This window comes from Eikenella halliae, assembly GCF_001648475.1.
GTDB lineage: Bacteria > Pseudomonadota > Gammaproteobacteria > Burkholderiales > Neisseriaceae > Eikenella > Eikenella halliae.
The window spans coordinates 46,664-69,825 of sequence record NZ_LXSQ01000017.1 but is presented as its reverse complement, the minus strand read 5'-3'; the positions used below and the strand labels follow the sequence as shown (position 1 = coordinate 69,825).

At 59.8% G+C, this 23,162-nt stretch carries 18 protein-coding genes and 1 pseudogene; 11 read left to right on the top strand and 8 right to left on the bottom strand.

Translation table 11 applies throughout. The features are described 5' to 3' along the window. The first annotated feature begins 13 nt into the window (after positions 1-13). The 5 genes from A7Q00_RS07045 (at position 14) to A7Q00_RS07025 (ending at position 5,215) form a co-directional block, all read left to right on the top strand. A complete protein-coding gene (locus A7Q00_RS07045) occupies positions 14-838 on the top strand; it encodes a beta-1,6-N-acetylglucosaminyltransferase (RefSeq protein WP_064089880.1) in 825 nt (274 codons plus the stop codon). Next, positions 835-1,698, top strand: coding sequence for a glycosyltransferase family 2 protein (locus A7Q00_RS07040; RefSeq protein ID WP_064089879.1), 864 nt, complete (start codon positions 835-837; stop codon positions 1,696-1,698). The genes A7Q00_RS07045 and A7Q00_RS07040 overlap by 4 nt, the downstream gene beginning before the upstream one ends. Before the next feature lie 54 nt (positions 1,699-1,752). Beyond that, on the top strand, positions 1,753-2,988 hold the full coding sequence (locus tag A7Q00_RS07035; RefSeq protein ID WP_082887783.1) for a sugar transferase: 1,236 nt from the start codon (positions 1,753-1,755) through the stop codon (positions 2,986-2,988). 97 nt (positions 2,989-3,085) lie between these two features. Beyond that, entirely contained in the window at positions 3,086-4,105 is a 1,020-nt protein-coding gene (gene galE / locus A7Q00_RS07030; RefSeq protein WP_064089878.1) for a UDP-glucose 4-epimerase GalE, read from the top strand. Between the two features lie 306 nt (positions 4,106-4,411). Continuing rightward, the gene (locus A7Q00_RS07025; RefSeq protein ID WP_064089877.1) at positions 4,412-5,215 is read left to right on the top strand and encodes an outer membrane beta-barrel protein; all 804 of its coding nucleotides are present in this window, start codon (positions 4,412-4,414) and stop codon (positions 5,213-5,215) included. Positions 5,216-5,674: 459 nt separating this feature from the next. Here the strand turns inward: A7Q00_RS07025 and pta are convergent, their stop codons facing one another. From pta to A7Q00_RS06995, 6 genes are all read right to left on the bottom strand, one after another. Beyond that, positions 5,675-7,753 carry a phosphate acetyltransferase gene (gene pta, locus A7Q00_RS07020; RefSeq protein WP_064089876.1) on the bottom strand — a complete coding sequence of 693 codons (2,079 nt, stop codon included), beginning with the start codon at positions 7,751-7,753 and terminating at the stop codon, positions 5,675-5,677. Positions 7,754-7,968: 215 nt separating this feature from the next. Then, positions 7,969-8,505: an ankyrin repeat domain-containing protein gene (locus A7Q00_RS07015; protein ID WP_064089875.1), complete on the bottom strand. Its 537-nt coding sequence runs from the start codon at positions 8,503-8,505 to the stop codon at positions 7,969-7,971. Between the two features lie 143 nt (positions 8,506-8,648). Next, on the bottom strand, positions 8,649-10,091 hold the full coding sequence (locus A7Q00_RS07010; RefSeq protein WP_064089874.1) for an efflux transporter outer membrane subunit: 1,443 nt from the start codon (positions 10,089-10,091) through the stop codon (positions 8,649-8,651). Between the two features lie 149 nt (positions 10,092-10,240). Then, a complete protein-coding gene (locus A7Q00_RS07005; RefSeq protein WP_064089873.1) occupies positions 10,241-11,362 on the bottom strand; it encodes an ABC transporter permease in 1,122 nt (373 codons plus the stop codon). Position 11,363: 1 nt separating this feature from the next. Further along, positions 11,364-14,147, bottom strand: a complete 2,784-nt coding sequence (gene rbbA, locus A7Q00_RS07000; protein WP_064089872.1) for a ribosome-associated ATPase/putative transporter RbbA — start codon at positions 14,145-14,147, stop codon at positions 11,364-11,366. 9 nt (positions 14,148-14,156) lie between these two features. After that, a complete protein-coding gene (locus A7Q00_RS06995; RefSeq protein WP_064089871.1) occupies positions 14,157-15,140 on the bottom strand; it encodes an HlyD family secretion protein in 984 nt (327 codons plus the stop codon). 173 nt (positions 15,141-15,313) lie between these two features. On the opposite strand from A7Q00_RS06995, the gene A7Q00_RS06990 reads away from it, so the two are divergent. Next, positions 15,314-15,889 carry a TetR/AcrR family transcriptional regulator gene (locus A7Q00_RS06990; RefSeq protein ID WP_064089870.1) on the top strand — a complete coding sequence of 192 codons (576 nt, stop codon included), beginning with the start codon at positions 15,314-15,316 and terminating at the stop codon, positions 15,887-15,889. A 92-nt stretch (positions 15,890-15,981) separates the two neighbouring features. Here A7Q00_RS06990 and A7Q00_RS06985 read toward each other — a convergent pair whose 3' ends face one another. Continuing rightward, a complete protein-coding gene (locus A7Q00_RS06985; protein WP_064089869.1) occupies positions 15,982-16,569 on the bottom strand; it encodes a TetR/AcrR family transcriptional regulator in 588 nt (195 codons plus the stop codon). A gap of 177 nt (positions 16,570-16,746) precedes the next feature. On the opposite strand from A7Q00_RS06985, the gene A7Q00_RS06980 reads away from it, so the two are divergent. From A7Q00_RS06980 to A7Q00_RS06970, 4 genes and pseudogenes are all read left to right on the top strand, one after another. Next, positions 16,747-18,747 carry a TonB-dependent receptor gene (locus A7Q00_RS06980; protein ID WP_064089898.1) on the top strand — a complete coding sequence of 667 codons (2,001 nt, stop codon included), beginning with the start codon at positions 16,747-16,749 and terminating at the stop codon, positions 18,745-18,747. Between the two features lie 336 nt (positions 18,748-19,083). Then, a pseudogene (locus A7Q00_RS14295) lies at positions 19,084-19,199 on the top strand (IS5/IS1182 family transposase); the annotation flags it as partial. Positions 19,200-19,324: 125 nt separating this feature from the next. Further along, positions 19,325-19,732 carry a hypothetical protein gene (locus tag A7Q00_RS06975; protein WP_064089868.1) on the top strand — a complete coding sequence of 136 codons (408 nt, stop codon included), beginning with the start codon at positions 19,325-19,327 and terminating at the stop codon, positions 19,730-19,732. An 11-nt stretch (positions 19,733-19,743) separates the two neighbouring features. Then, the gene (locus A7Q00_RS06970) at positions 19,744-20,991 is read left to right on the top strand and encodes an MFS transporter (RefSeq protein WP_064089867.1); all 1,248 of its coding nucleotides are present in this window, start codon (positions 19,744-19,746) and stop codon (positions 20,989-20,991) included. Positions 20,992-21,174: 183 nt separating this feature from the next. Here the strand turns inward: A7Q00_RS06970 and folP are convergent, their stop codons facing one another. Next, entirely contained in the window at positions 21,175-22,017 is an 843-nt protein-coding gene (folP, locus tag A7Q00_RS06965) for a dihydropteroate synthase (protein WP_064089866.1), read from the bottom strand. A 512-nt stretch (positions 22,018-22,529) separates the two neighbouring features. Between folP and A7Q00_RS06960 the strand changes: the two genes are divergently transcribed. After that, entirely contained in the window at positions 22,530-22,886 is a 357-nt protein-coding gene (locus A7Q00_RS06960) for a hypothetical protein (RefSeq protein ID WP_064089865.1), read from the top strand. Positions 22,887-23,162 lie beyond the last annotated feature (276 nt).

The following is a 23,162-nucleotide window of genomic DNA, read 5'->3' as shown; positions in this document are numbered from 1 at the left end:
ACTGTTTAGCGTTATGAGCAGCGCCTTTTTAATTTTGTGCCACCGCCCGCCGCTGTATTGGCTGAGGCTGGCCGAGCGCCACCCCGAAATCCGCCTGCTACTGCACTACGATGCCAAGGCGGATATCGGCGCGTTGCCGCCCCTGCCGCCGAATGCGCGCCTGATTCTGCAGCGCGTCAACATCCGCTGGGCGGGCTTCAGCATGGTGGAAGCCACGCTGCGCCTGATGCGTGCCGCGCTGGCCGATACAGGCATCCGCTTTGTGCACCTCGTGAGCGGCAACTGCGTGTTGCTGAACACCCCCGAGCAAATCGAGCGCGAATTTGCCGCATTGCCGCGCGGCAGCCTGTTGCTGGAATGCCATGCCGAGCCGCGCCTGCGCTACCGAGTGCGTTTCAACACGCCGCACGCCGACACCGCCTGGCAGCGCCGCCTGCCCGGCAAGCTGCTCACCAAAGCGTTTCAGGCAGCCGATAAAATCCTGCCCGCCGTGCAAACGGCCTATGCCGGCAGCCAATGGTTTTCTGCCGACCGTACGGCCTTGGCAGCCCTGCTAAACGCGGCAGACGAACAAGCCTGCGCCTTTTTCCGCAAAAAGCTTTGCCCGGATGAGCATTTCTTCCAATATCTGGCAAAAAGGCTACCTGAAACGGCGGGCATCACGTTGTACCCAAGCAACCGCCGCCACATCCGTTTCGCCCCGGGCAGCAACCACCCCGATATGCTGACTTTGGCTGAATTGCAAGCCTTGCGCCACAGCCCAAACTGGCTGGCGCGCAAGGTGGACGACGATACCGCGCTGCGTTTTTTAGACGAGACAGAAGGAGTAGCGTCATGATGGCGCCAGCGCAAAACCGGTTTTCAGGTAGCCTTTCGGTGGAAAGCACGCCGCCGTTTTCCGTGTTGATGTCGCTGTATGCGCGCGAGCAGCCGGAATATCTGCGCCAATGTTTGGCCAGTTTGGCCGCGCAAACCCTGCCGCCAAACGAAATCGTGCTGGTGTATGACGGCGGGCTACCTGAAAGCTTGGAAGCCGTTGTGGCAAGCTTTTCAACCAGCCTGCCGCTGAAGATTGTGCGGCTGCCGCAAAACGTGGGGCTGGGGCGGGCGCTGAATACCGGTTTGCAGGAATGTGCGCACGAATGGGTGTGCCGCATGGACACAGACGATATCTGCCACCCCGAGCGTTTCGCGCGGCAGCTGGCTTTTGTGGCGGCGCACTCAGAGCTTGGCGTGTGCGGCAGCCAGATTGACGAGTTTGAACACACGCCGGCCGATGCCGCGCACAGCCGCCGCGTGCCCTGCGAACACGGGGAAATTGCCCGCTTTGCCAAAAGCCGCAATCCCATCAACCACATGACGGTGTGCTACCGCAAATCGGCCGTGCTCGCGGCGGGCAATTATCAGCACGCGCCGCTGTATGAGGATTACGATTTGTGGGTGCGCATGCTGCTGAACGGCTGCCGCTTCGCCAACCTGCCCGAAGTGCTGGTGTATGCGCGCGCGGGCGATGAAATGTATCGGCGGCGCGGCGGCTGGGCGTATGCGAAAAACGAGCTGGACATGCAGCGGCGCTTCTACCGCGCGGGCTTTTTGAGCACGGCGCAGTGGGCGAAAAACGTGCTGTTGCGATTGCCGGTGCGGCTGCTGCCGAACGGGGCGCGGCAGTGGGTGTATCGGGTGTTGTTGCGGAAATAATTTCAGGTAGCCTGTGGGATCGACCCAACTGCCAAACGAGAAATAACGGAAATAATGAAAACGATAAAAATGATTCTGCGCTTTGTCGCCGCCGCTTTGGTGATTCTGATTGCTCCGGCGTGGTGGTTTTGGCCGCCGCGCGAGTGGACTCATCCCACGGCCACCAATCTTTCCAGCTACATCTTGCTCTTGGCCGGCCTGCTGCTCTCCTACGCCTTGAGCCGCAACCTGACGCGTTTCCCCGGCGAGCGTTCCAAGCTGTCGGTGATTCCGGTGGCGGCCATCGGGCTGGGGCTGCCGCTGGTGTTTGCCGCCATGTTGCGCCTGCCGTATTCGGTGTATTACCTGGCCGCCGGGTTTGCGCTCACGGTGTTGTATCTGTTTGCTGAAACCTGGCTGGAAAAGCGGCACATCCGCCATCTGTACTATATTGATGTGGAAGGCATGCGCGATTTGCCGCAGCTATCCAATATCCGCTGGCACGAGCTTGCCGAGCCGAGGCTACCTGAAACCGGGCGCGTGAATACGGTGGTGACCAATCTGCATGCGCCCGATTTGGGGGCGGACTGGCAGCGTTTCCTAGCCGATTGCACCTTGCGCGGCATTGCGGTTTACAACATCCGCCAGGTGGAAGAATCGCTCACCGGCCGGGTGAAAATCCGGCATATGTATGAAAACGATTTGGGCTCGCTGCTGCCCAGCCCGGCCTATATGGCGATTAAGCAGGCGCTGGAAGCCTTGATGGTGGTGGCCAGCCTGCCGTTCACCCTGCCGCTGATGCTGGCCACTGCGCTGGCCATCCGGCTGGAAAGCCCGGGGCCGGTGCTGTTTGTGCAAAACCGCGTAGGCCGCGGCGGGCGCGAGTTTAAAATTTATAAATTCCGCAGCATGGTGTGCGATTCGGAAAAACACGGTGCGCAACTGGCGCAGGAAGGCGACACGCGCGTTACCCGTACCGGCCGCTTCATCCGCAAAACCCGACTGGACGAACTGCCGCAGTTTTGGAACATTATTAAAGGCGACATGGCACTCATCGGCCCGCGCCCCGAGCAAAAGGCCTTTGTGCAGCAGTTTGAGCAAAGCATCCCGTTCTACGGCTACCGCCACATCGTGCGTCCCGGCCTCTCCGGCTGGGCGCAGGTGATGCAGGGCTACGCGGGCAACACAGACGAAACCCAAGTGAAAATCGAGCACGATTTCTACTACATCAAGCACTTCTCCTTCGCGCTGGACGTGCTGATTCTGTTTAAAACCCTGAAAACAATCATAACCGGCTTCGGCGCGAGATAATTTTCAGGTAGCCTCTTGCCAGGTCAAAGGCTACCTGAAAACCAATGTGGCAGGCTTTTGTGAAGCCAAAATACCTTCTGAACAAAAAGGAAACCCCATGTCCACCATCCTCGTTACCGGCGGCGCCGGCTTTATCGGTTCGCACACCGTGGTCGAGCTCATTCAAGCCGGGCACACCCCTGTGATTATCGACAACCTTTGCAACGCCTCGCCCCAAGTTATCGGCCGCATCGCCGAAATCACCGGCCACACCCCCGCCTTTTATCAGGGCGACATCCGCGACCGCGAATTGTTGCGCCGCATTTTTGCCGAACACCCCATCCAATCCGTCATCCACTTCGCCGCCCTCAAAGCCGTGGGCGAGAGCGTGAAAAAACCGCTGGAGTATTACAGCAACAACGTTTCAGGTAGCCTCATCCTGCTGGAAGAAATGCAGCGCGCGGGCGTGAAAAGCATCGTGTTCAGCTCCTCCGCCACCGTGTACGGCGACCCGGACACCGTGCCGATTACCGAAACCGCCCCCCTCGGCGAAGCCACCAATCCCTATGGCGCGTCCAAGCAGATGATGGAGCGCATGATGGCCGACCTTCACACCGCCGACTCTGCTTGGAGCGTGATTCTGCTGCGCTATTTCAACCCCATCGGCGCGCATCCCAGCGGCCGCATCGGCGAGCAGCCCAACGGCATTCCGAACAACCTGCTGCCCTACGTTTGCCAAGTGGCCGCGGGCAAACTGGCCGAGCTTTCCGTGTTCGGCGACGACTACCCCACTCCCGACGGCACCGGCGTGCGCGACTACATCCACGTTGTCGATCTGGCGCTCGGCCACGTGGCCGCCCTCGATAAAAAAAGCCGCGAAGCAGGCGTTCACATCTACAACCTCGGCACCGGCAAAGGCTCGTCCGTGCTGGAAATCGTCCGCGCCTTCGAAGCCGCCTCGGGCAAAAAAATCCCCTATGCCGTCAAACCCCGCCGCGCGGGCGACATCGCCGAATGCTACGCCGACCCCACCCGTGCCGCCGCCGAATTGGGCTGGCATGCCGAGCGCAGCCTGGCCGATATGATGCGCGACTCCTGGCGCTGGCAAAGCGGCAACCCGAACGGATATGAAGATTGATGCAGGAAGAGGCTACCTGAAATTTTCAGGTAGCCTTTATCCAACACAGGCAGCCCGATAAGGATAATGTTTTAATTTTGTTAAGTTTCAAGGTGCTAACTTGCTATATCGGCCGTTGGTAGGCGCAATGGGTAGGGCAGGGCGGACTTTTTGTCTATTCAAAGTTGAAGCTCAAGGGCGCAGGATTTATCATGCTCATAGAAATATCGGTTTCTCAAAGCATTAAATCGATTTCGTCCGCAGTATTTCGCCGGTGGCGCAGCAAACTGCCGCCACGGCACCTTCCCATTTAAAACGGAGAAAATCATGCAGAAAACCCTGATTGCCTTGGCCGTATTGGCCTTGTCTGCCGCCTCCCAGGCCGCTCCCGCAGAAGAGGGCGTGCCGCTGCACCCCATCAATGACGCCCGCTACACCATAACCACCGACTATGTGCACGAAAGCGGCAAAACCGACCAGCTCAAATCTTCTGGCGACGGCGTTGCCCTGCGTGGCCGTGTCGATATTCCGCTGGCACAGCAGCACGCCATCCGTGGCGAGGTGGGCTACCAATATCTCGATTCCGACGTGAAAGCCGACGGCGAAAAAATCATCAACGACGCCAGAAACCATAACATGGATGTGTATAGCGGCTATATGTTCTCCCCATCAGGCTTCAAAAACGGCGGCCTGCGCGTGGGCGGCGGCCTGGGCTACAGCCACGGTAAAAGCAATGTACACGGCCACCAAACCGATCCGGACGGCGATGCCGTGGATGCCCGCGCCGACAACCTGTATATGAAAGCCCAGGTGGAATACGAACAGCCGTTGGGCAGCGGCTGGAGCATCACCCCGTGGACAGATGCCCAAGTCAGCCTGTACCGCCGCGTGAAAGAACAATATACTCAGATCGAGTATGCCAGCGACGGCAAATACAGACAAAACAGCTACAACCTCGGCCTGGGCATGGACGTGAACAAGCAGGTGGGCGCCGATACCAGCCTCAGCTTCGGCTCCTACTACCGCTACACGCATGATAAAAGCACCAGCTTTACCCACGAAGGTGCAAATATCGACGTGCCGAAAACCAACCGCCACAGCTTCGGTGTCCGGGGCGGCGTGCGCTTCTAATGGTTGTATTGGTTTGCAAGGCAAAAGGCTACCTGAAGTTTCAGGTAGCCTTTTTTTGGAGAATAAAGAATATAGTGAATTAACAAAAATCAGGACAAGGCGACGAGCCGCAGACAGTACAGATAGTACGGCAAGGCGAGGCAACGCTGTACTGGTTTTTGTTAATTCACTATACATGGCTGAAATAATGATTCCGTCATACAAGGCGGCAATCTGAAGACGGCACAGCCAGAGAAGCAAGAAGGCGAGCCAATGCCGTCGCCTTCTTTTTTTAATCCGATATATTTCAGTTTGGGCTGCAGCCAGACTAACGGCTATAAGCAAACGCAGCAATAGCGATCTGTGGAATATCGGTTTTTGCAGGTTGAACAACAGGCATCTGCCTGCTTATCCGAAAAGGCTACCTGAAAATTTCAGGTAGCCTTTTGCTTGATACCTCAAGCCCACAGGGCAGGGCGCTTATTTGCCCATCTGCACGGCCTGGATGGCGGTGAGGGCGATGGTGTAGACGATGTCGTCCACCAATGCGCCGCGCGAGAGGTCGTTTACCGGTTTGCGCAGGCCTTGCAGCATGGGGCCGATGCTCAATACGTTGGCGCTGCGCTGTACGGCTTTGTAGGTGGTGTTGCCGGTGTTCAGATCGGGGAAGATGAACACGTTGGCTTGGCCGGCCACTTTGCTGTCGGGCGCTTTCTGGCGGCCTACGCTGGGCACGCTGGCGGCGTCGTATTGCAGCGGGCCGTCGATGAGCAGGTCGGGGCGTTTTTCCTGCGCCAGGCGGGTGGCTTCTTTCACTTTTTCCACATCGGCGCCGCTGCCGGAGGTGCCGGTGGAGTAGGAGATCATGGCCACTTTGGGATCGATGCCGAAGGCTTTGGCGGATTCGGCCGATTGGATGGCGATGTCGGCCAGCTCTTCGGCGGTGGGCTCGGGGTTCACGGCGCAGTCGCCATACACGAATACCTGCTCGGGCATCAACATGAAGAATACGCTGGACACCAGGCTGGCGCCGGGGGCGGTTTTAATCAGCTGCAGGGCAGGGCGGATGGTGTTGGCGGTGGTGTGTACCGCGCCGGACACCAGGCCGTCCACGTCGTCTTGCTGCAGCATCATGGTGCCGAGCACGACGCTGTCTTCCAGCGCCTGACGCGCCAAGCCGGGGGTGAGGCCTTTGTTTTTGCGCAGTTCCACCATCGGGGCAACGTATTGCTCGCGGATGGTGTCGGGATCGATGATTTCCAAGCCTTCGGGCAGGGTGATGCCGCGGTTGGCGGCCACTTCGCGCACGGCTTCCGGTTTGGCCAGGAGCACGCAGCGGGCGATGCCTTTGCTTTGGCAGATGGCGGCAGCCTCCACGGTGCGCGGCTCGTCGCCTTCCGGCAGGACGATGCGGCGGTTGGCGGCGCGCGCCTGCTCCATCATGCGGAAACGGAAGGCGGGCGGCGACATCAGCAGCTGGCGCGGCTGGCCGATGTGGCGGCAGAGTTCTTCCACATCAATATGTTCAGCCACGAATTCCACCATGGTTTCCATGCGTTCGGTGTCGTCGGCGGGGATGGTTTGGTCTTGGTGTGCCAGCGCGTAGGCGGTGGCGAAAGTGTCGTGTTCGGTGAGCAGCACCGGCACGTTTTGGCTCAGTGCGGGGCTGATGATGCCCTGCACGGCAGGCGAAGGCGCGGTGCCGCAGGTGAGCAGCAGGCCGGCCACCGGCACGCCGCTGAGGATTTTCAGCGAGGCGGCCATCAGGATGTCTTCACGGTCGCCGGGGGTAATCACCAGCGCGCCGGAAGTGATGCGGTGGTGCATGTGGGCGGCGTTTTGCGCGGCCACCACGATTTCTTTGGCGCGGTTGCCCAAATGCTCTTTCCCGGCAATCACTTGGGCGTTCAGGTAGCCTGCAATGTCGGCCACTCGGCGCAGCGATTGTTCTGGCGCGAAAGGCAGCACGCCCATGCAGGGGGTGCCGCCGCGCACTTTGGAGGCCACTTCGGCAGCGAAGGCCTTGCTGTCGTTGCCGTGGTAGCGGTTGATGATGAAGCCGGCCACGTCGGTATGGCTGTTGGCGTATTCCTGCGCGGCCAGGTTGATTTGGTCGGCCACTTGTTCGGCGCCGTGGTTGCCGGCGGCGGCCACCAGGATTACGTTGGCATTGAGCGCGGCGGCGATTTGCGCGTTTTTGTTGGAGAGGAAGCCGCGTTCGCTGTCGGGCACCACGCCTTCGATGATGGCCACGTCGTGTTCGGCGGCGGTAACCTGGTCGAAGTCGGATACCATCAGCTCGATCAAATCGTCATCACGCCCGGCGCCCACCAGCTCTTCCACTTTGGAGAGCGGCTGCGGGCGCGGCGGGTTGAGGTGGAACAGTTTGTTGGCAAACACGATGGCGGCTTCGGTGTCGCCGGCGGGAGTGGGTTTGTGCGATACCGGTTTGTAGTACACCGGACGGCGGCCGCTGCGTTGCAGGGCGCGCAGCAGGCCGAGCGAGATGCTGGTGAGGCCGGTTTTGGTGCCGATGGGCACGAGGAGGAAGTTCGGCATAGGGCTTCTTTCTTGGTAAGGGGTTAATCAATCAGCGTAAAACGGCCAAATCAACAAGGCGGCCGGCAGACGTTTGCCTGTGCTGTTTTTTGCAGGCCGCATTGTTGCACTATTAACCGGGAGCGGCAAGCGGCAGAGTGGGGGTGTTGGGAGAAAGGCTACCTGAAAAGTTTCAGGTAGCCTTAATTTTGGGGTCAATTGGCTATCACGGAAATTCAAGCATATTGTTCCATCAGTTCTATTACCTCTTTAAATCCATCTATGTCAGATAGATAATGCTTGGCAAATTCTAATAATTCCATGCCGCTATTGCCGTTTTTGTAATGTACATCCCCACCGTTTTCCAGCATCTTTTTCAATACGTCCAGCCGATGCGGCATGGCGCCCATCATGCCCAAGGGAATCACATTGTCCCGATTGGGTATATTGGGGTTGGCGCCTGCTTCCAACAGGGCTAGGGCGGCATCGCCGTTCTCGGCTCGCATGGCGTAATGCAGCGGGGTCATGCCGTAGCAGTCTTGGGCGTTTACCTCTACGCCCTTGTCTAAATAAAAATGCATAGTGGATAACGGAGCAGGGCTATACGAGTTCATATTAGCCATATGTAAATAATTCCATTTTGCTGAATCGGTAGTACAGCATGGATCAAATTTCCCCGTGTCGCTCATCTCTTTCAAAAAAGCTATATCGCCTTCTGAGTTCGCACGGGCTATTTGCATCCCAATATCGTTTTCATACGGATCTGTCATCATTTTTCCCTGCTCTCAAAAAGGTCTCATCTCGCCTTAAATTATATAACGCAGTTATTTTTAATATTTATATTCTATGATGGCTACCTGAAAACGCAGCGCAGTGAAGTTTCTGCGAAGCTAAAATCTTCAGGTAGCCTATTTTACTATTTAGCTGCCGCTTCGGCTGCTTCGGGCTGTGTGCCTTCTTCCTGCCAGCCGCTGCCGATGGCTTTGTAGAGGTTGAGCAGGTTGAGGCCGGAGGCGAGTTGGTTGTCGAGCAGGTTTTGGCTGAAGCCGTGGGCGCTGAGCTGGGACTGCAGGGCGGTATCGAGGGTTTTGCGGCCGTAGCGGAAGAGTTGGCGGTCGTTGCGCACTTGCTGTTTGGCGGTGCGTTCGGCCTGCTGTAATTCTTGCTGCTGGGCGTTGAGGGCGTGTTGGGCCTGGTAGGCGTTGTCTACGTCGGCGAGGGCCTGCAGCAGGGTTTGGTCGTATTGCAGCAGGGCGGTTTGCAGGCGGGCGTCGGCGGCTTGGATGTTGGCGCGGATGCGGCCGGCGGTGAAGAGGGGGAGCTGTACGCCGATGCTGAAGAGGCCGCCGTTGCCGCTGCGGGCGCGGTTGAAGGGGGCGAGGTCGCTGTTGAGCTCGATGCGGCCGGTTTGCCAAAGGAATTGGATGTCGAAACGGGGGAAGAGGTCGGCTTTGGCGCTGGCGAGCTGGGCGCTGCGGGCTTGGATTTCGGCGGCGCGGGCGCGCAGGTCGGGGCGTTGGTTGAGGAGGCTACCGGGTCGGATGCCTTGCGGCGGGCTGGGCAGGTGTTGCAGCAGGGCGGCTTGGCGCATGGCGTCGCTATCTAGGCGGAAGGTTTGTGGGGTTTGGCCGATGAGCACGGCGATGCTGCGCTGCTGGGCGTCGAATTGGGCTTGAAGGGTGCTTTGGCGGGCTTGCAGGGCTTGGATTTGGGCGGCAACGGCGGTGGTGTCGTGGGCGGTGGCGTGGCCGGCGTTGAAGCGGCCGGCGGCGTAGCGTGCCAGTTCGTGCAGGGTGGCGAGCTGTTGGGAAACGAGGGCTTGCTGCTGCTGGATGTGGGCGGCGCGCAGGTAGTGTTCGGCGATTTGGGCGGAGACGAGCAGGCGGCTGCCGTGGAGCTGCTCTTGGCTGCCGAGGGCGGCGGCGCGGGCGGCATCGGCATCGCTGCGTTTCTGGCCGAAGATGTCGGGCTCCCAGGCGGCGCGGAAGCTGGCGGAGGTGAGCTTGCCGCCGTTGCCGAGGTAGGGGTTGCGGCGGTGGTTGCGGTAGCCTTTGGCATCGGCGGCGAGGCCGGCGCTGGGGAGGAGGTCGGCTTCGGCCAGGCGGGCGGTGGCGCGGGCTTCTTCTAGGCGGCTGCGGGCGATGGCGATGCTGTGGTTGTGTTGCAGGCCTTGTTCGATGAGGCGGCCGAGCTGGGGGTCGGGCCATTGCTGCCACCAGCGGGCTAGGTTGGGGGCGGAGTCGGCCTGGCCGGTGTGTTGGAAGTTTTCAGGTAGCGTGATGTTGGATTGGCGGTTAATTTGGGTGGCGGTGCAGGCGGTGAGGAGGAGGGCGAGGGCGATGGGGAGGCGTTTGGGCATGGCGGTTTCCTTTTCCTTGGATAGGGGCTACCTGAAAATGTACGGGTGGTTTTTCAGGTAGCCTTTCGGCTAGGTGGCGGGCATGATTCTTGGGCAGTCTACCGTTTGGGCTACCTGAAAACCCGTCTTCTTTTTTCAGGTAGCCTCTTTTAATTCTGCTGTGCCAGCATCCGGCGGAAGCGGATCACGGCGATGGCGGTGAAGAGAATGCCGGACACGGCGGTGATGGCCACGCGGTGGCGGATCACGCTCCAGCCGGCGCCCCGGAAGACGATGTCTTTGGAGAGGGCGGTGAATTGGGTCATCGGCGAGAGCTCGGAAAGGCTGCGCAGCCAGGGCGGCAGGTTTTCGATGGGCGAGGTGCTGCCGGAGAGCAGGAACACGGCGATATATACGATGATGCACAGCAGGCTGAACTGCGGCATGGTGGGCGCCTGGGTGGCGAGCAGCACGCCGAGCCCGGCCATGGCAAACAGATACACGGCCTCGCAGAACACGAACAGCGCCAACGAGCCGTTAATCGGCACGCCCACGGCGCGGTGCACCACCAACAGCAGCGAGAGCAGGGAGGAAACCAGTATAATCAGGCCGTTGGCCAGAATTTTGGCCATCACGATTTCGTTCGCATCCACCGGCATCACCAGCAAATGCTCAATCGTGCCATGTTCGCGCTCGCGGATCACGGCCGCGCCCACCAGCAGGATGGTGAGCAGGGTGGCGTTGCCCACCAGCTGGTTGAGCGGCATAAACCATTCGCTGCGCAGGTTTTCGTTGAACAGCACGTTCACCACCGGCTCGAAGGGCGTGGCGTTGCCGTGCCGCCCCAGATAGGCCGCCGTTTCGCGGTTTACGATTTGGCCGATGTACACCGAGCCCACGCCGGCCTGCGACATGGCGGTGGCGTCCACCAATAATTGCAGCTCGGGGCGTTTGCCGGCCAGAAGGTTGGCGGTGTAGTTGGGCGGGATAACCAGCACAAAGCTGTATTCGCCCAAATCCATGGCGCGGTCGATGCGGCTGCCGTCAATGTCGTCTACCTGTTTGAACTGCGGGGCGATCATGGCATCGCGGATGCGGTAGGTGAGCGCGCTGCGGTCTTGGTCGTAGACGGCCAGCGCGGCGTTTTTCACTTCGGTGGTGACGTTTTGCGACACGGAATACACGGAAAAGGTAAACATGAACACTAACAGCGCAAACAGCGCGTAATCGGTGAAGAAGCTGCGGATTTCCTTGCCGCCCAGATACCAAACGTTGCTTATCCATTGGCGCATATCATTTCTCCTGCTTTTTCAAAAGCAGCCCGGCAGCGAGCCAATAGGCGGCGAAAAACAGCAACAGCGTGCCGCACAGCGTGTCCACGTCGCGCCAGCCCAGGCCTTTGGTGATAACGCCCAGGCTGATGGTTTGAAACCAGCTGGTGGGGCTGAAGATGCCGATCCACTTGCCGGCGCCGCTGAGTGTGGCGGCGGGATAGAGCATGCCGGAAAAATTCAGAGCGGGAATCATGGCCAGAATGGCCGCTGCGAAAATGGCCGCCACCTGGCTGCGCACGAAGGTAGACACCAACAGCCCGAAGCCGGTGGAGGCGAACACGAAGCATAGCACGCCGGCCGTGAGCGCGATAAACGAGCCTTTCAGCGGCACGCCCAGCCCGAACACCACCACGCCGAGCAGGATCAGGTAGCTCAAGAACGAGAGCAGCACATAGGGCAGCTGCTTGCCGAAAAGGTATTGGAAGGTGGAGGCGGGCGAACTGTAGAGGTTCATGATGGAGCCGATTTCTTTTTCGCGCACCACGGACAGGGCGGTGAGCATGGCGGGAATCATCATCAGCGAAAGCATTAAAAAGCCCGGCGTGAGCGCGTTGATGCTTTTGAAGGTGGGGTTGTAGATGAAGCGGGTTTGCAGGCCGCCGCCGGTGTTGATGCGGATGCCGCGTTCGCGGTAGAGCTCGGCCATATAGCGGTTGAGGATGCCTTGGGCATAGCCGTGGAGGTTTTCGCCCACAAACGGCCACGAGCCGTCGAAATAGAAAGCCAGCTGCGGGCGGCGGCCTAGGGTGAGGTCTTTGCCGAAGCCGGGCGGGATTTCAATCACCATACGCGCGCTGCCGTTGGTGAGCACAGCGTTGATGTCGCTGCGGGCGGCGAGGCTGGCGCGCTGGCGGAAGTAGGACGAGCCGTCGAACTCCTGCGTCAGCTCGCGGCTGTAGCGGCTTTGGTCTTGGTCGAGCACGGCGAAGTCCATTTCGTTTACGTCAAACGACACGCCGAGGCTGCCTGAAATCAGATACACCAAGGGGCCCAGCAGGGCAAACATCAGGCGGATGCGGTCGCGCAGCAGTTCTTTGCCTTCGCGGCGGGCGAAGGTAAATACGGCGGAAAGCCAATAGAGCAGGCTGGATGGGGCGGCATGGTTTTCAGGTAGCCTTTCGGTTTCAGGTAGCCTGTCTTGGGCAGATTCTGTAACAGAGTTTTTGCTTTGTGAAAGCTCACTTTGTGCGCTTTCAGGTAGCCTTTCTGCCGCTTCGGCGGCTTCGTCTTGCTCCAAATAGCGGATAAACGATTCTTCCAGCGTATCGGCGTGTTGGCGGCGGCGCAGTTTCTCCGGTTCGCCCACGGCCAGCACGCGCCCACGGTGCATCAGCGAGATGCGGTCGCAGCGGGCGGCTTCGTTCATGAAGTGGGTGGAGACGAAAATGGTTACGCGCTCTTCCCGCGCCATGCGGAACAGGTATTGCCAAAACATATCGCGCGCGGCGGGGTCTACGCCGGAGGTGGGCTCGTCCAAAATCAGCACCTGCGGGCGGTGCAGGCAGGCGGCGGCCAGTTGCAGGCGTTGGCGCACGCCCAAGGGCAGGGCGGCGGGGGTGGCGTCGGCCAGGTCGGCCAGTTCGAATTGTTGCAACACGGCTTCGATGGCGGCGTTGCTCTTTTCGCCCAGCCGGTACAGCCTTGCGTGCAGCACCAGGTTTTGCCGCACGCTCAGTTCTTCATACAGCGAAAACGCCTGCGACATATAGCCCACGCGTTGGCGCACGGCGGTGCTGCCTGCGTCGATTGGTTCGCCCAAGAGCGTGGCGTCACCTTCGCTGGCGTCCAAGAGGCCGGTGAGCATTTTCATGGTGGTGCTTTTGCCGCAGCCGTTGGAGCCGAGGAAGCCGAAAATTTCGCCTTGGCGGATGCGGAAGCTCACGTGGTTTACCGCCGTGAAATTGCCGAAGCGTTTGCTGAGGTTGTGCGCTTCCATTGCGGGCGGCAGGGAATCGTCGGGGATGAAGGGCGGCAGTCGGGAGTCGTCCCAATGGGTTTGCTTGCCTTCGGGCAGCATTTTGATATAGGCCTGCTCCAGCGTGGCGCAGCCGCTTTGCGCGAGGATTTCCTGCGTGCGGCCGTGGGCGAGGATTCGGCCGTCGTCCATGGCCAGCAGCTGCTCGAACTGTTCGGCTTCGTCGATGTAGGCGGTGGCCACCAGCACGGTCATGCCGGGATTTTCGGCGCGCAGCTCGCGCACCAGTGTCCAGAATTGGCGGCGGGAAAGCGGGTCGACGCCGGTGGTGGGTTCGTCCAGAATCAGCAGGTCGGGGTTGTGCACCAGGGCGCAGCACAGGCTGAGTTTCTGCTTCATGCCGCCGGAGAGCTTGCCGGCGGCGCGGCCGGCAAAGGGCGCCAGGCCGGTGGAGAGCATCAGGCGCTCGATGTGCTGCTTGCGCTGGTGTTTGTTCAGGCCGAACAGGCGGGCGTGGAAATCGATGTTTTCATACACGGAAAGCGTGGGGTAGAGGTTTTTGCCCAGGCCCTGCGGCATAAAGGCAATGCGCGGCAGCAGCGCTTCGCGTTCGGCCTTGTGCGCCACATTGTGCCCGAGCACGCGCACTTCACCGCTTTGGAGCATGCGCACGCCGGCAATCAGCGAGAGCAGGGTGGATTTGCCCACGCCGTCGGGGCCGATCAAGCCGACGGTGGCGCCGCGCCCGATGGCGATCGACACGTCGCGCAAGGCCTGCACTTTGCCGTAGGCGTGCGAGAGTTGGCTGATTTCGATGGCGTTCGGCATGGCTGCATCCTACTGCGGCAGGCGGGTTTGCAAATCGGCCGGCCAGGCGAGCTTGGAGTCGGTGCGCACGAAGCCGGTGGCCGTCATGCCGCCTTTCAGGTAGCCCTGGTATTTGGCCGCCACGTCGGCAGGAATCTGCAGTTTCACCCGAAACATCAGCTTGGTGCGCTCTTCGGCGGTTTCCACAAATTTGGGCGTGAATTGCGCCTCTGAGGCGATATAGGTAACTTTGGCGGGGAACACCGCATCCAGCCCGTCCATCTTAATCCGTGCCTCGCTGCCCAGCGGGATTTGGTTTACCGTGGGCGCGGGCAGGAACAGGCTGATGCTTGCGTCGTTCAGGTTCAACAGGCTCACCACCTTGCCGCCGGCGGGCAGCACGTTGCCCGGCTCGGCCAGCCGGTATTCCACCCGCCCGGCCTGCGGTGCGCGCACCGACAAATCGCCGATAACGGAAGACACCTGCGCCATTTTCGCCCGCGCCTGCCCCACGCCGGCCTGCGCCTCGTTGCGCGCCGCTTCTGCCGCCTGCACCGCCGCCCGCGCCGCATCGCGCTGTGCCAAGCGGGTGTTGAGTTCGGCCTGCGAGATTAAATTGTCGCGGAACAGCTGGCGGGCGTTGTCTGCCTCCATCTGCGCGGTTCGCAGCTGCTGGCGTTGCGCCTCGATTTGCGCCTGTGCGCGGCGCACCGTCTGCTCCAGTTGCGTCTTGCCCGCCTGCGCTTCAGAAAGCTGCGCCTCGGCGGTTTGCGAAGAAATCCGCGCCAACACCGTGCCCGCTTCCACAAACTGTCCTTCGCTCACCGTTATTTCTTCCACCCGCCCGGCATACAGGCTGGCCACATCCATGCGGGCAAACTCCAGCCGCCCGTTGGCATGCGCGATGCCCGCCAACGGATCGGGCGCGGCATATTGGCGGAATGCAAAAAAGCCGATGCCGACAAGTGCAGCAAGCGACAGCAGGAAAAGCAGAGATTTGGGTAGGCGTTTCATCAAGAATACCTCGGCAATAAGAATGATTTGAGTGTAAGTCTCCAATACAGAGCTGCATACCATTAAAAAGCAATTCCGCGTATCATTAAGCATACGAAATTAGTAAAAAAGTTGCTTAAGCGCACAGATAAACGCAAAATGCTCCAGATGCTACCTGAAGCGAAAGAGCAAACATGAGCGAAAACGAAACTTATACCGATCCCCGCATCATCAAAACCCACCGCGCCATCCGCGAAGCCTTTGTGGATTTGCTGCACGAAAAACCCTTCGCCCAAATCGCCGTGCAGGATATCCTCGAACGCGCCCCGGTAAACCGTTCCACCTTCTACAAATACTACTCCGGCAAAAGCGACCTGGCCGGCAAGATGATTGCCGACTTCAAAGCCGAATACGGCCGATACATTATCACCCGCTTCCAGGCCGGCAGTTTTGATGTGTTCCTCAACATGATGCCCGAAGCCTCCGACTGGATACACAGCCGCCGCCGCCTCATCCTCGCCCTGTGGAAAGTGGACACCCGCCGCCACCACCTCTATCGCGATATGCACAAACTGATTAAACAGCAATTCCTCCGCTTTGCCCACACCCTGCCCAACGCCGACCCCGGCAAAGATTGGGACTACCAGGCCGATATGCTCGCCACCCTCATTCTCGGCAGCATGAGCTACTTCTTCAGCCGCGACCTGCCGCTGCACCTGCCCGAAGTCCGCCAAGCCTGGACGGAAATGAGCCGGCTGCTGCTGCCGTGAGGCGGAACGAAATATTGGGTTTGATGCTTGCCCACCGTAACGTCAAAGGCTACCTGAAAATTTCAGGTAGCCTTTTGTTTAGCAGGACGGCCTTATTCTGCTTCCCGGCTGGTGAGGCCGTAGAGCAGGAGTTGCAATATATCCTGCGGCAGGCGTTGCGGGGCGGGGGCGTAGAGTTCGGCGAGGCCGGGGTGGCGCATGAGGCTGTCCATTTGGCGGATGAATAGGTCGATGAGTTCGGGCGGCAGGCTGTGGTGGATGAGTTTGCGCTGTTGCAGGGTGTGAAAAAAGCTGCGCATAAACTGATATTTCTCTTCTTCCATGCTGTGAAAGAAGCGTTCCAGCTCCAAATCGGCCACGTTGGCGATGTCGTCGAGTACGGGCGCGGAATAGAGTTCGGCCATGGATTCGCGTTGGATGGCGAATAGGGCGGCAGCGGCTTCTTCCAGGCTGCATTGCTGTGCCAGCAGGCCTTCGAGCCGGTTGCGTACCTGTTCTTTCTGTTCGGCAAACAGTTCCTGCACCAGTGCGTTTTTGCCGGAGTAGTATTTGTAGAAGGTTACGCGGCTGGTGTGGGCGGCGGTGCAAATGGCTTCTACGGAAACGGCGGCAAAGCCTTGGGTGTAAAACAGGTTTTTCGCTGCTTCGCGCAGTGCCTGCCGTTTTTTGCTGTGGGGCATGTGGGAATCCCTTTCTTATTGGCAAGCATTCGATAATCGCTTGCATTATCTTTTGTTGCTTTCTATAATTTACAGTATATGTATGTTTAATGTAAATCTGTAAATTTTTATTGCGCTCGCCGAGCCGAACCAACAAAGGAGAAAACCGCAGTGAAACTCAATGCCTGCCTGCTTGCCCTGCTGGCCGCCGCCCCGTATTTCGCCCACGCTGAAGAAACCGATGCCGCCGCGCAACTGCCCGATATTGTGGTGACCGGCGAGCGCGGCAGCCGCACCGTGTTCCAAACCGGCACGTCGCACAATGTGTTCACCGCGCCGGATATCGACCGCAGCGGCCACAAGCTTTCCGCCACCGACCTGCTCAAACAAACCGTCAATACCGTGGATTTGGGCAGCGGCAACGATTTGCCCACCGTGCGCGGCGTGGACGGTTCCGGCCCGGCGGTGGGCGCGGTGGCCTTCTTCGCCGGTACGCGGCCGCGTTTGAATTTGTCGATAGACGGCCGCTCCGCCACTTACAACGAATACGCCTTCGGCACGCAATCGCTGTGGGATATGCGGCAGGTCGAAGTCCTGCGCGGGCCGCAGAGCCTGGTGCGCGGGCAGAACGCCGTGGCCGGTGCCATCGTGATGCGTTCCAACGACCCGACTCAGGAATGGGAAGGCGCGGTGCGCTTGGGCGTGGGCAACCAGAAAACCCGCAACGGCGCGCTGATGGTATCCGGCCCGATTGTGAAAAACAACCTCGCCTTCCGCCTGAGCGCCGAGCGCCAGCAGCGCGAAAGTTACGAGCCCTTCGTGCATTACGACCCCGCAGGCAACCCGCGCCGCGTGGAAAACACCAATATCCGCTTCAAGTTGCTCTTCACGCCCGAGGCCTATCCCAACTTCCTCAGCCGCCTCACCTTCAACTACATCAAATCGCGCGCCCCGCAAAACGAAATCATGGGCAACACCGCCAGTGCCCGTTTCCTGCCGCAGAAGCCCGTATTTGAAACCGGCTCCCGCTCCGGCATTTGGGACGTTTCCTGGCAGGTTAGCGACAGCTTCAAGCTCGAAAACAAGCTGGTGTACGCCCGTTACGACAACGACCGCATCCACCTGCCCATGTCCGTACACCCGCAAGGTGTGCCCGCCACCCTGCGCGGCCATGAAGTGCAGTGGGAGCCCGTATTGCACTACCGCCCCGAAGGCGGCAGCGTGAAAGGCCTGGCCGGGCTGTATTTCTTCCGCAGCAGCCAAGACGAAACCGTAGACATCCGCAGCGTGGGCGGGCGCAACAAGTTCAGCGACGCCAACCGCGTGTATGCCGCCTTTGCCGAAGCCGATTGGCAGTTCGCCCCGCAATGGAACCTCACCCTTGCCGGCCGCCTTGAGCGCGAAGAGCACCAACGCCACGGTGGCGGTGCCAGCCTGCACCTGGATTTGGACAAAGGCCAAACCGTATTCCTGCCCAAAATCGACCTTTCCTACCGCCCGGGCGAACACTTCACCGTCGGCCTCAAACTCGCGCGCGGCTACAACCCAGGCGGCGCAGGCATCACCTTCGGCCGCCCCGTGCTCACCTACACCTACCAGCCCGAATACATCAACAACATCGAGCTCTACACCCGCTGGCGCACGCCCGACCGGCGGATCGAGCTGAGCGGCAACCTTTTTGCCAACCGCTACAAAGACATGCAGCTCCCCTTCTACCTCGGACCCAACTCCGTGGTGATCCGCAACGCCAACAGCGTGCAAACCTACGGTGCGGAAATTCAGGCCGGCTGGCAGGCGCTCGACAGCCTGCGCCTCACCGCCGGGCTCGGCCTTCTGCACACCGACATCCGCCGCTATCCCGGCAGCGGCATCGAAGGCAACCGCTTAGGCCGTGCCCCGCGCTACACCGCCACCTTGGGCGTGGCCTGGAAGCACCCCTCCGGCTGGGAGGCCGGCGGCGACGCCCGCTTCAGCGGCGGCTACTACTCCGCCGCCAACAACGCCGAAGTCGGGCGCATCAAGCGCTACGGCCAGCTCAACCTCTACGCCGCCTACAACTTCAAACACGGCCGCGTATCGATGTATGCCGACAACGTGTTCAACAGCCGCCGCCCGATCTTCGTGTCCACCAACGACCGCCACGACTCGCTCTACCAACGCCCCCGCGCCATCGGCGTGAGCACCGAATGGCGGTTTTAGGCAAAACGGAGGCTACCTGAAAGCACAGCTTCAACGAAGTTAACACGCAACCCACGAATGAGGCCGTTTCTGCGGAACTAAAGCGCGAACTTCAACGGAGCGAACGCGGCCGAATAATTTTCAGGTAGCCTGTTCGCGGCACGATCAGGCTACCTGAAACACTGCAAGTGCAGGTTTTATCCCGCCCTGCTGCCCTGCTTCCTTTTCAGGTAGCCCGCCTGCGGCACGCTGGCGCCGCCTGCCCGCCCTTTTCCGTTGGATAGAGAGGATAGTCAGACCGCAGGACGGCATTTTGCCGCGCTTCCCTTTTCAGGTAGCCCCATGCGGCATAAGGCGGCAAAGGCTACCTATAGTGGATTAAATTTAAATCAGGACAAGGCGGCGAGCCGCAGACAGTACACACGTTACGGCAAGGCGAGGCAACGCTGTACTGGTTTAAATTTAATTCACTATAAAAAAGCAGAGTTGGTTTGAACTCCGCGAAAGTTTACGTTTTCAGGTAGCCCCACCCCAACACGGCTGCAAAGGCATCGAGGCTACCTGAAACCACCAAATCCACACCAAAAAGGAATCCACCATGTTCACCCCCGTCAAAACCCTGCCCCAAGGCACCATTTTTTACACCGACCTGGTCGGCGTTTCCCTGTTTGCCGCCTGGCTCGACGCATTCGAAGTGCTGCTGCAAAGCCACCCGCGCCTGGCCACCGTGTGCGCCCCGATGCGCCTGCAAAAGGAAGAAGCCCAGATTGTGGCCGACCGCAAGCTCTATCTCGATTGGATACGCGCCCACCGCCCGCTGCTGGACGAACGCTGCGCCGCCATGCTGCTGATCGAGCCCGATGCCCAACAGCTGGACTTGATGCGGCAGCAGTCGGGCAAAATGGCGCCCACGCTCGGCGTGAACTACATTGTGGAAGCCGACTACGCCGCCGCCATCCGCAGCGCCGAAGCCGCGCTGGCCGCCTTCAGGCCGGAAAAAGCCTGAGGAGGCCGCCCGTGGCACACGATTCATCCCGTCCGAACCGGCGCGACTGGCTGCTGCTCGCCACCGCCGGCACCTACAAATTCACCCTCATCGGCTTTTATCTGGTGGCGCTGATGACCATCCTCAAAAGCGGCGGCTTCAACCTGAAGCAGCTAGGCTGGATTTACCTGATCGGCAGCGTGGAGAGCGGCAAAATCCTGTTTTCCACCCTGATCGAGCGCTACCGCATCGGCCGCTGCGGGCGCTTTCGCGGCTGGATGCTGGTGTCGCTCGGCGGCATCGGCCTGGCCCTGCTGGTGTTGCTCGCCATCAACCCGCTGCATAGCTTCCCGCCGCTGGCCGCCGCCTGCCTGCTGCTGTGCGCCTGCGGCACGCTCTACGGCTGCGCTGTGCTCGGCTTAAGCTGCGTTTTGTTGCCCTACCGCGAGCGCGGTTTCGGCGGCGTGATTCAAACCGTTGCCGCCCGCGCCGGGAAAATGATTGGCGGCGCGCTGGTGCTGCTGGTGTTCCGCCGCTTGGGCTGGCAGGCCGCCATGGGGCTGGTGTTGCTGTTCAACGTTTTGTTGCTGCTGCAAGTGTGGTTTTACCGCGAGCCGGAGGCCGATACGCCGCCCACCGCCGGGTTCGGCACGCTGTTTGCCCGCATGCTCGGCTTCTGGCGGCTTCCCGGGCGCGGCCTGCGCTGGCTGCTGCTTTTGGCCGCCTCCGCCACGCCTTATGCCTGGATTGCCGCCACCTTCGTGCCCAAGCTGGGCGATTTGGGCTTCAGCCCCGCGCAAACCGGCACGATTCTGGCCGTGGCCATCCCGCTTGCCTGCATGACGGTTACGCCGCTGGCGGGCTATCTGGCGCGCAAGCAGTCGCGGCGGCGCATCGTAACCGCGCTGTGCGCGCTGCAACTGCCATTGGTGGCGTCCTTTGCCTGGATAGACCGTGCCGCCGCGCTGCACCATTGGCTGCCGCCGCTGCAAATCGTGGCGCTGAGCCTGAGCTACACCCTGCTGCTGCCCGTGATGCTGGCGCTGATGATGGACAAATCCGAGCCCGCCACCGCCGCGCTGGATAGCAGCCTGCAATTCTCCGTGCTGCTGGCCGGCACCTACGCCGCGGGCTTCGCCGGCCTGCGCCTGGCCGAACAGTGGGGCTATCCTGCTTCCTACAGCGTGGCGGCAGTCTTGGCGCTGCTGGTGTGCGCCGCCTTCGCCTTCAGCGGGCAGCTGTTTGAATACGGTTCGGAAAGATATAGTGAATTAAAATAAGAATGCTACAGCGTTGGTTCGCCTTGCCGTATTACTCATACTGTCTGCGGCTCGCCGCCTTGTCCCATTCTTACCGCCTTGTCCCATTCTTATTTTAATCCACTATAGTTCGGCGGGCTGATTAGCAGGAAAGAGGCTACCTGAAAAATGGTTTTCAGGTAGCCTTTTTAATGCTGGAACAGCCTAACGCAAAGCCTGCCACACTTTCAGCGCGTCGGCAGTGGCTTTCACGTCGTGTACGCGCAGGATGGCGGCGCCGCGTTCTGCGGCATAGAGGGCGGCGGCCACGCTGCCGTGGATGCGTTGGGCGGGTTCGGCCTCGCCGGTGATTTCGCCGATCATGCGTTTGCGCGATACGCCGACGAGCAGGGGCAGGCCGGTTTGCGCTTGCAAATCGGGCAGGTGGCGCATGAGTTGGATGTTGTGTTGGAGGTTTTTGCCGAAGCCGATGCCGGGGTCGAGCACAATGCGTTCGGAGCGGATACCGGCGGATCGGCAGGCTTGGGCGCGGGCTTTCAGGTAGCCTGCCACTTCGGCCACCACATCTTGGTATTGCGGGTTGTTTTGCATGGTTTCGGGCAAACCCTGCATGTGCATCAGGCAGATACCGGTGTCGGGGTGGGCGGCGAGCAGTTCGATGGCGCCGCCGTCTGCCAGGGCGGATATGTCGTTGATGATGTCGGAGAGGCCGTCGCCAAGCAGGCGTTGCATGATGGTGCTGCGGCGGGTGTCCACGCTGAGGGGGACGTTCCATTTGGCGATTTCTTCCACAACGGGCTGCAGCCGCGCCCATTCTTCTTCGGGGGGAACGTGGGCGGCGCCGGGGCGGGTGGATTCGCCGCCGATGTCGAGAATGTGCGCGCCTTCGGCCAGCAGGCGTTCGGCATGGGCGAGGGCGGCGCGGGCGCTGCGGGAATAAGTGCCGCCGTCGGAGAAGGAATCGGGGGTGAGGTTGACGATGCCCATGATTTTGGGCGCGGATAAGTCGATGCGGAAACGCCCGGCTTGCCAGGTGGGTTGTGTCATGTGAGGCTACCTGAAAAAGAAGGAAAGCGGAATTATAAGCCTGCATGGTGCAAAGGTCTTCTTTGCCGTGCTAGGGTAGAGATGGGGGAGTGGCGGATGGGGAGTGGGACGGGCTGGAAAAACGGTTATGTCGTGTAAAAGATAGGCTGTCCGGGCAGTGTTTGACGGTGGCAAACGTATGGGCAGTTTTGGCTTTATGGGATAAAAAACAAGCATATTATGATGCCAAGGTGGGTGTGCCCGAAATTGTCATGCATCAAATACATACAATTATGTCGGTGTTAATATTTACTTTGAAAAGCAAAAGGCATATACTGCGATTCAGCGTTGGGCAGGGCGGAAAAGCTTTTTCAGCCAGCTGCCTAGTCCAACTCACTAATAGAAGTGGGCGATGTTGTTTGGATAATAAAGCCTGCCAAACCTTCCTGAGTTACAAAGTAGAGAGTATGAATTGGTTTCGGGAAGCTTAAATTATTTGTTTTTATTTTGTTTTTGTGGAGATCTTGTCGAAAATGAATTACGATAAAACCGTAGCGGAAATGTTGAACGTGGATGGCGCTCTGGCTGCCGCAGTCGTGGATTACTCCAGCGGCATGTTGTTGGCCGGCGGCGGCAGCCCCTCAATCGATTTGGAAATTGCTGCCGCAGGTAACACTGAGGTAATTCGTGCCAAAAAGAAAACCATGCAGATGCTTGGTTTGAAGGATGAAGTTGAAGACATTTTGATGACTTTGGGCACCCAGTACCACCTGCTGCGCCCGCTGCCGCGTCATGACGGCCTCTTCCTGTATTCTGTATTGGATAAAAGCAAAGCCAACTTGGCTCTGGCTCGCCGTTCCCTGATTAACGCCGAACGCAACTTGGGCTAATTGCCATATTCGAAACCGGCTGTCTGATGGATTAGACAGCCGGTTTTTATTGTTTTCTACACCTGGTATGGTGCGGGAAAAATACAACAATCCTCCCGCCTTTTCTGCCGTGCACTTGCCGCAGCCGGTATCCGGCCGCTACTATGCGCGGGTTTTCATGATTCATTCACCACTGCAAAGAAAGGAGCTGGCTATGCCGTACACTTCAATCCTCCGCTCAATCCTTTGCAGCTCAGAAGCCTAAGGCCATTCCCTTTTTCTGTGCCGCCCGCTTCG

Bases quoted from the DNA above. Each gene is read 5' to 3' on its own strand.
- A7Q00_RS07010 (WP_064089874.1), bottom strand. From the start codon at position 10,091: ATGCCCAAACGCCTCCCCATCGCCCTCGCCCTCCTCCTCACCGCCTGC.
- A7Q00_RS06995 (WP_064089871.1), bottom strand. From the start codon at position 15,140: ATGAAACGCCTACCCAAATCTCTGCTTTTCCTGCTGTCGCTTGCTGCA.
- folP (WP_064089866.1), bottom strand. From the start codon at position 22,017: ATGACACAACCCACCTGGCAAGCCGGGCGTTTCCGCATCGACTTATCC.
- A7Q00_RS07045 (WP_064089880.1), top strand. From the start codon at position 14: ATGAGCAGCGCCTTTTTAATTTTGTGCCACCGCCCGCCGCTGTATTGG.
- A7Q00_RS07005 (WP_064089873.1), bottom strand. From the start codon at position 11,362: ATGCGCCAATGGATAAGCAACGTTTGGTATCTGGGCGGCAAGGAAATC.
- A7Q00_RS06985 (WP_064089869.1), bottom strand. From the start codon at position 16,569: ATGCCCCACAGCAAAAAACGGCAGGCACTGCGCGAAGCAGCGAAAAAC.
- pta (WP_064089876.1), bottom strand. From the start codon at position 7,753: ATGCCGAACTTCCTCCTCGTGCCCATCGGCACCAAAACCGGCCTCACC.
- A7Q00_RS06975 (WP_064089868.1), top strand. From the start codon at position 19,325: ATGTTCACCCCCGTCAAAACCCTGCCCCAAGGCACCATTTTTTACACC.
- A7Q00_RS07040 (WP_064089879.1), top strand. From the start codon at position 835: ATGATGGCGCCAGCGCAAAACCGGTTTTCAGGTAGCCTTTCGGTGGAA.
- A7Q00_RS07015 (WP_064089875.1), bottom strand. From the start codon at position 8,505: ATGATGACAGATCCGTATGAAAACGATATTGGGATGCAAATAGCCCGT.
- galE (WP_064089878.1), top strand. From the start codon at position 3,086: ATGTCCACCATCCTCGTTACCGGCGGCGCCGGCTTTATCGGTTCGCAC.
- rbbA (WP_064089872.1), bottom strand. From the start codon at position 14,147: ATGCCGAACGCCATCGAAATCAGCCAACTCTCGCACGCCTACGGCAAA.
- A7Q00_RS07025 (WP_064089877.1), top strand. From the start codon at position 4,412: ATGCAGAAAACCCTGATTGCCTTGGCCGTATTGGCCTTGTCTGCCGCC.
- A7Q00_RS07035 (WP_082887783.1), top strand. From the start codon at position 1,753: ATGAAAACGATAAAAATGATTCTGCGCTTTGTCGCCGCCGCTTTGGTG.
- A7Q00_RS06960 (WP_064089865.1), top strand. From the start codon at position 22,530: ATGAATTACGATAAAACCGTAGCGGAAATGTTGAACGTGGATGGCGCT.
- A7Q00_RS06990 (WP_064089870.1), top strand. From the start codon at position 15,314: ATGAGCGAAAACGAAACTTATACCGATCCCCGCATCATCAAAACCCAC.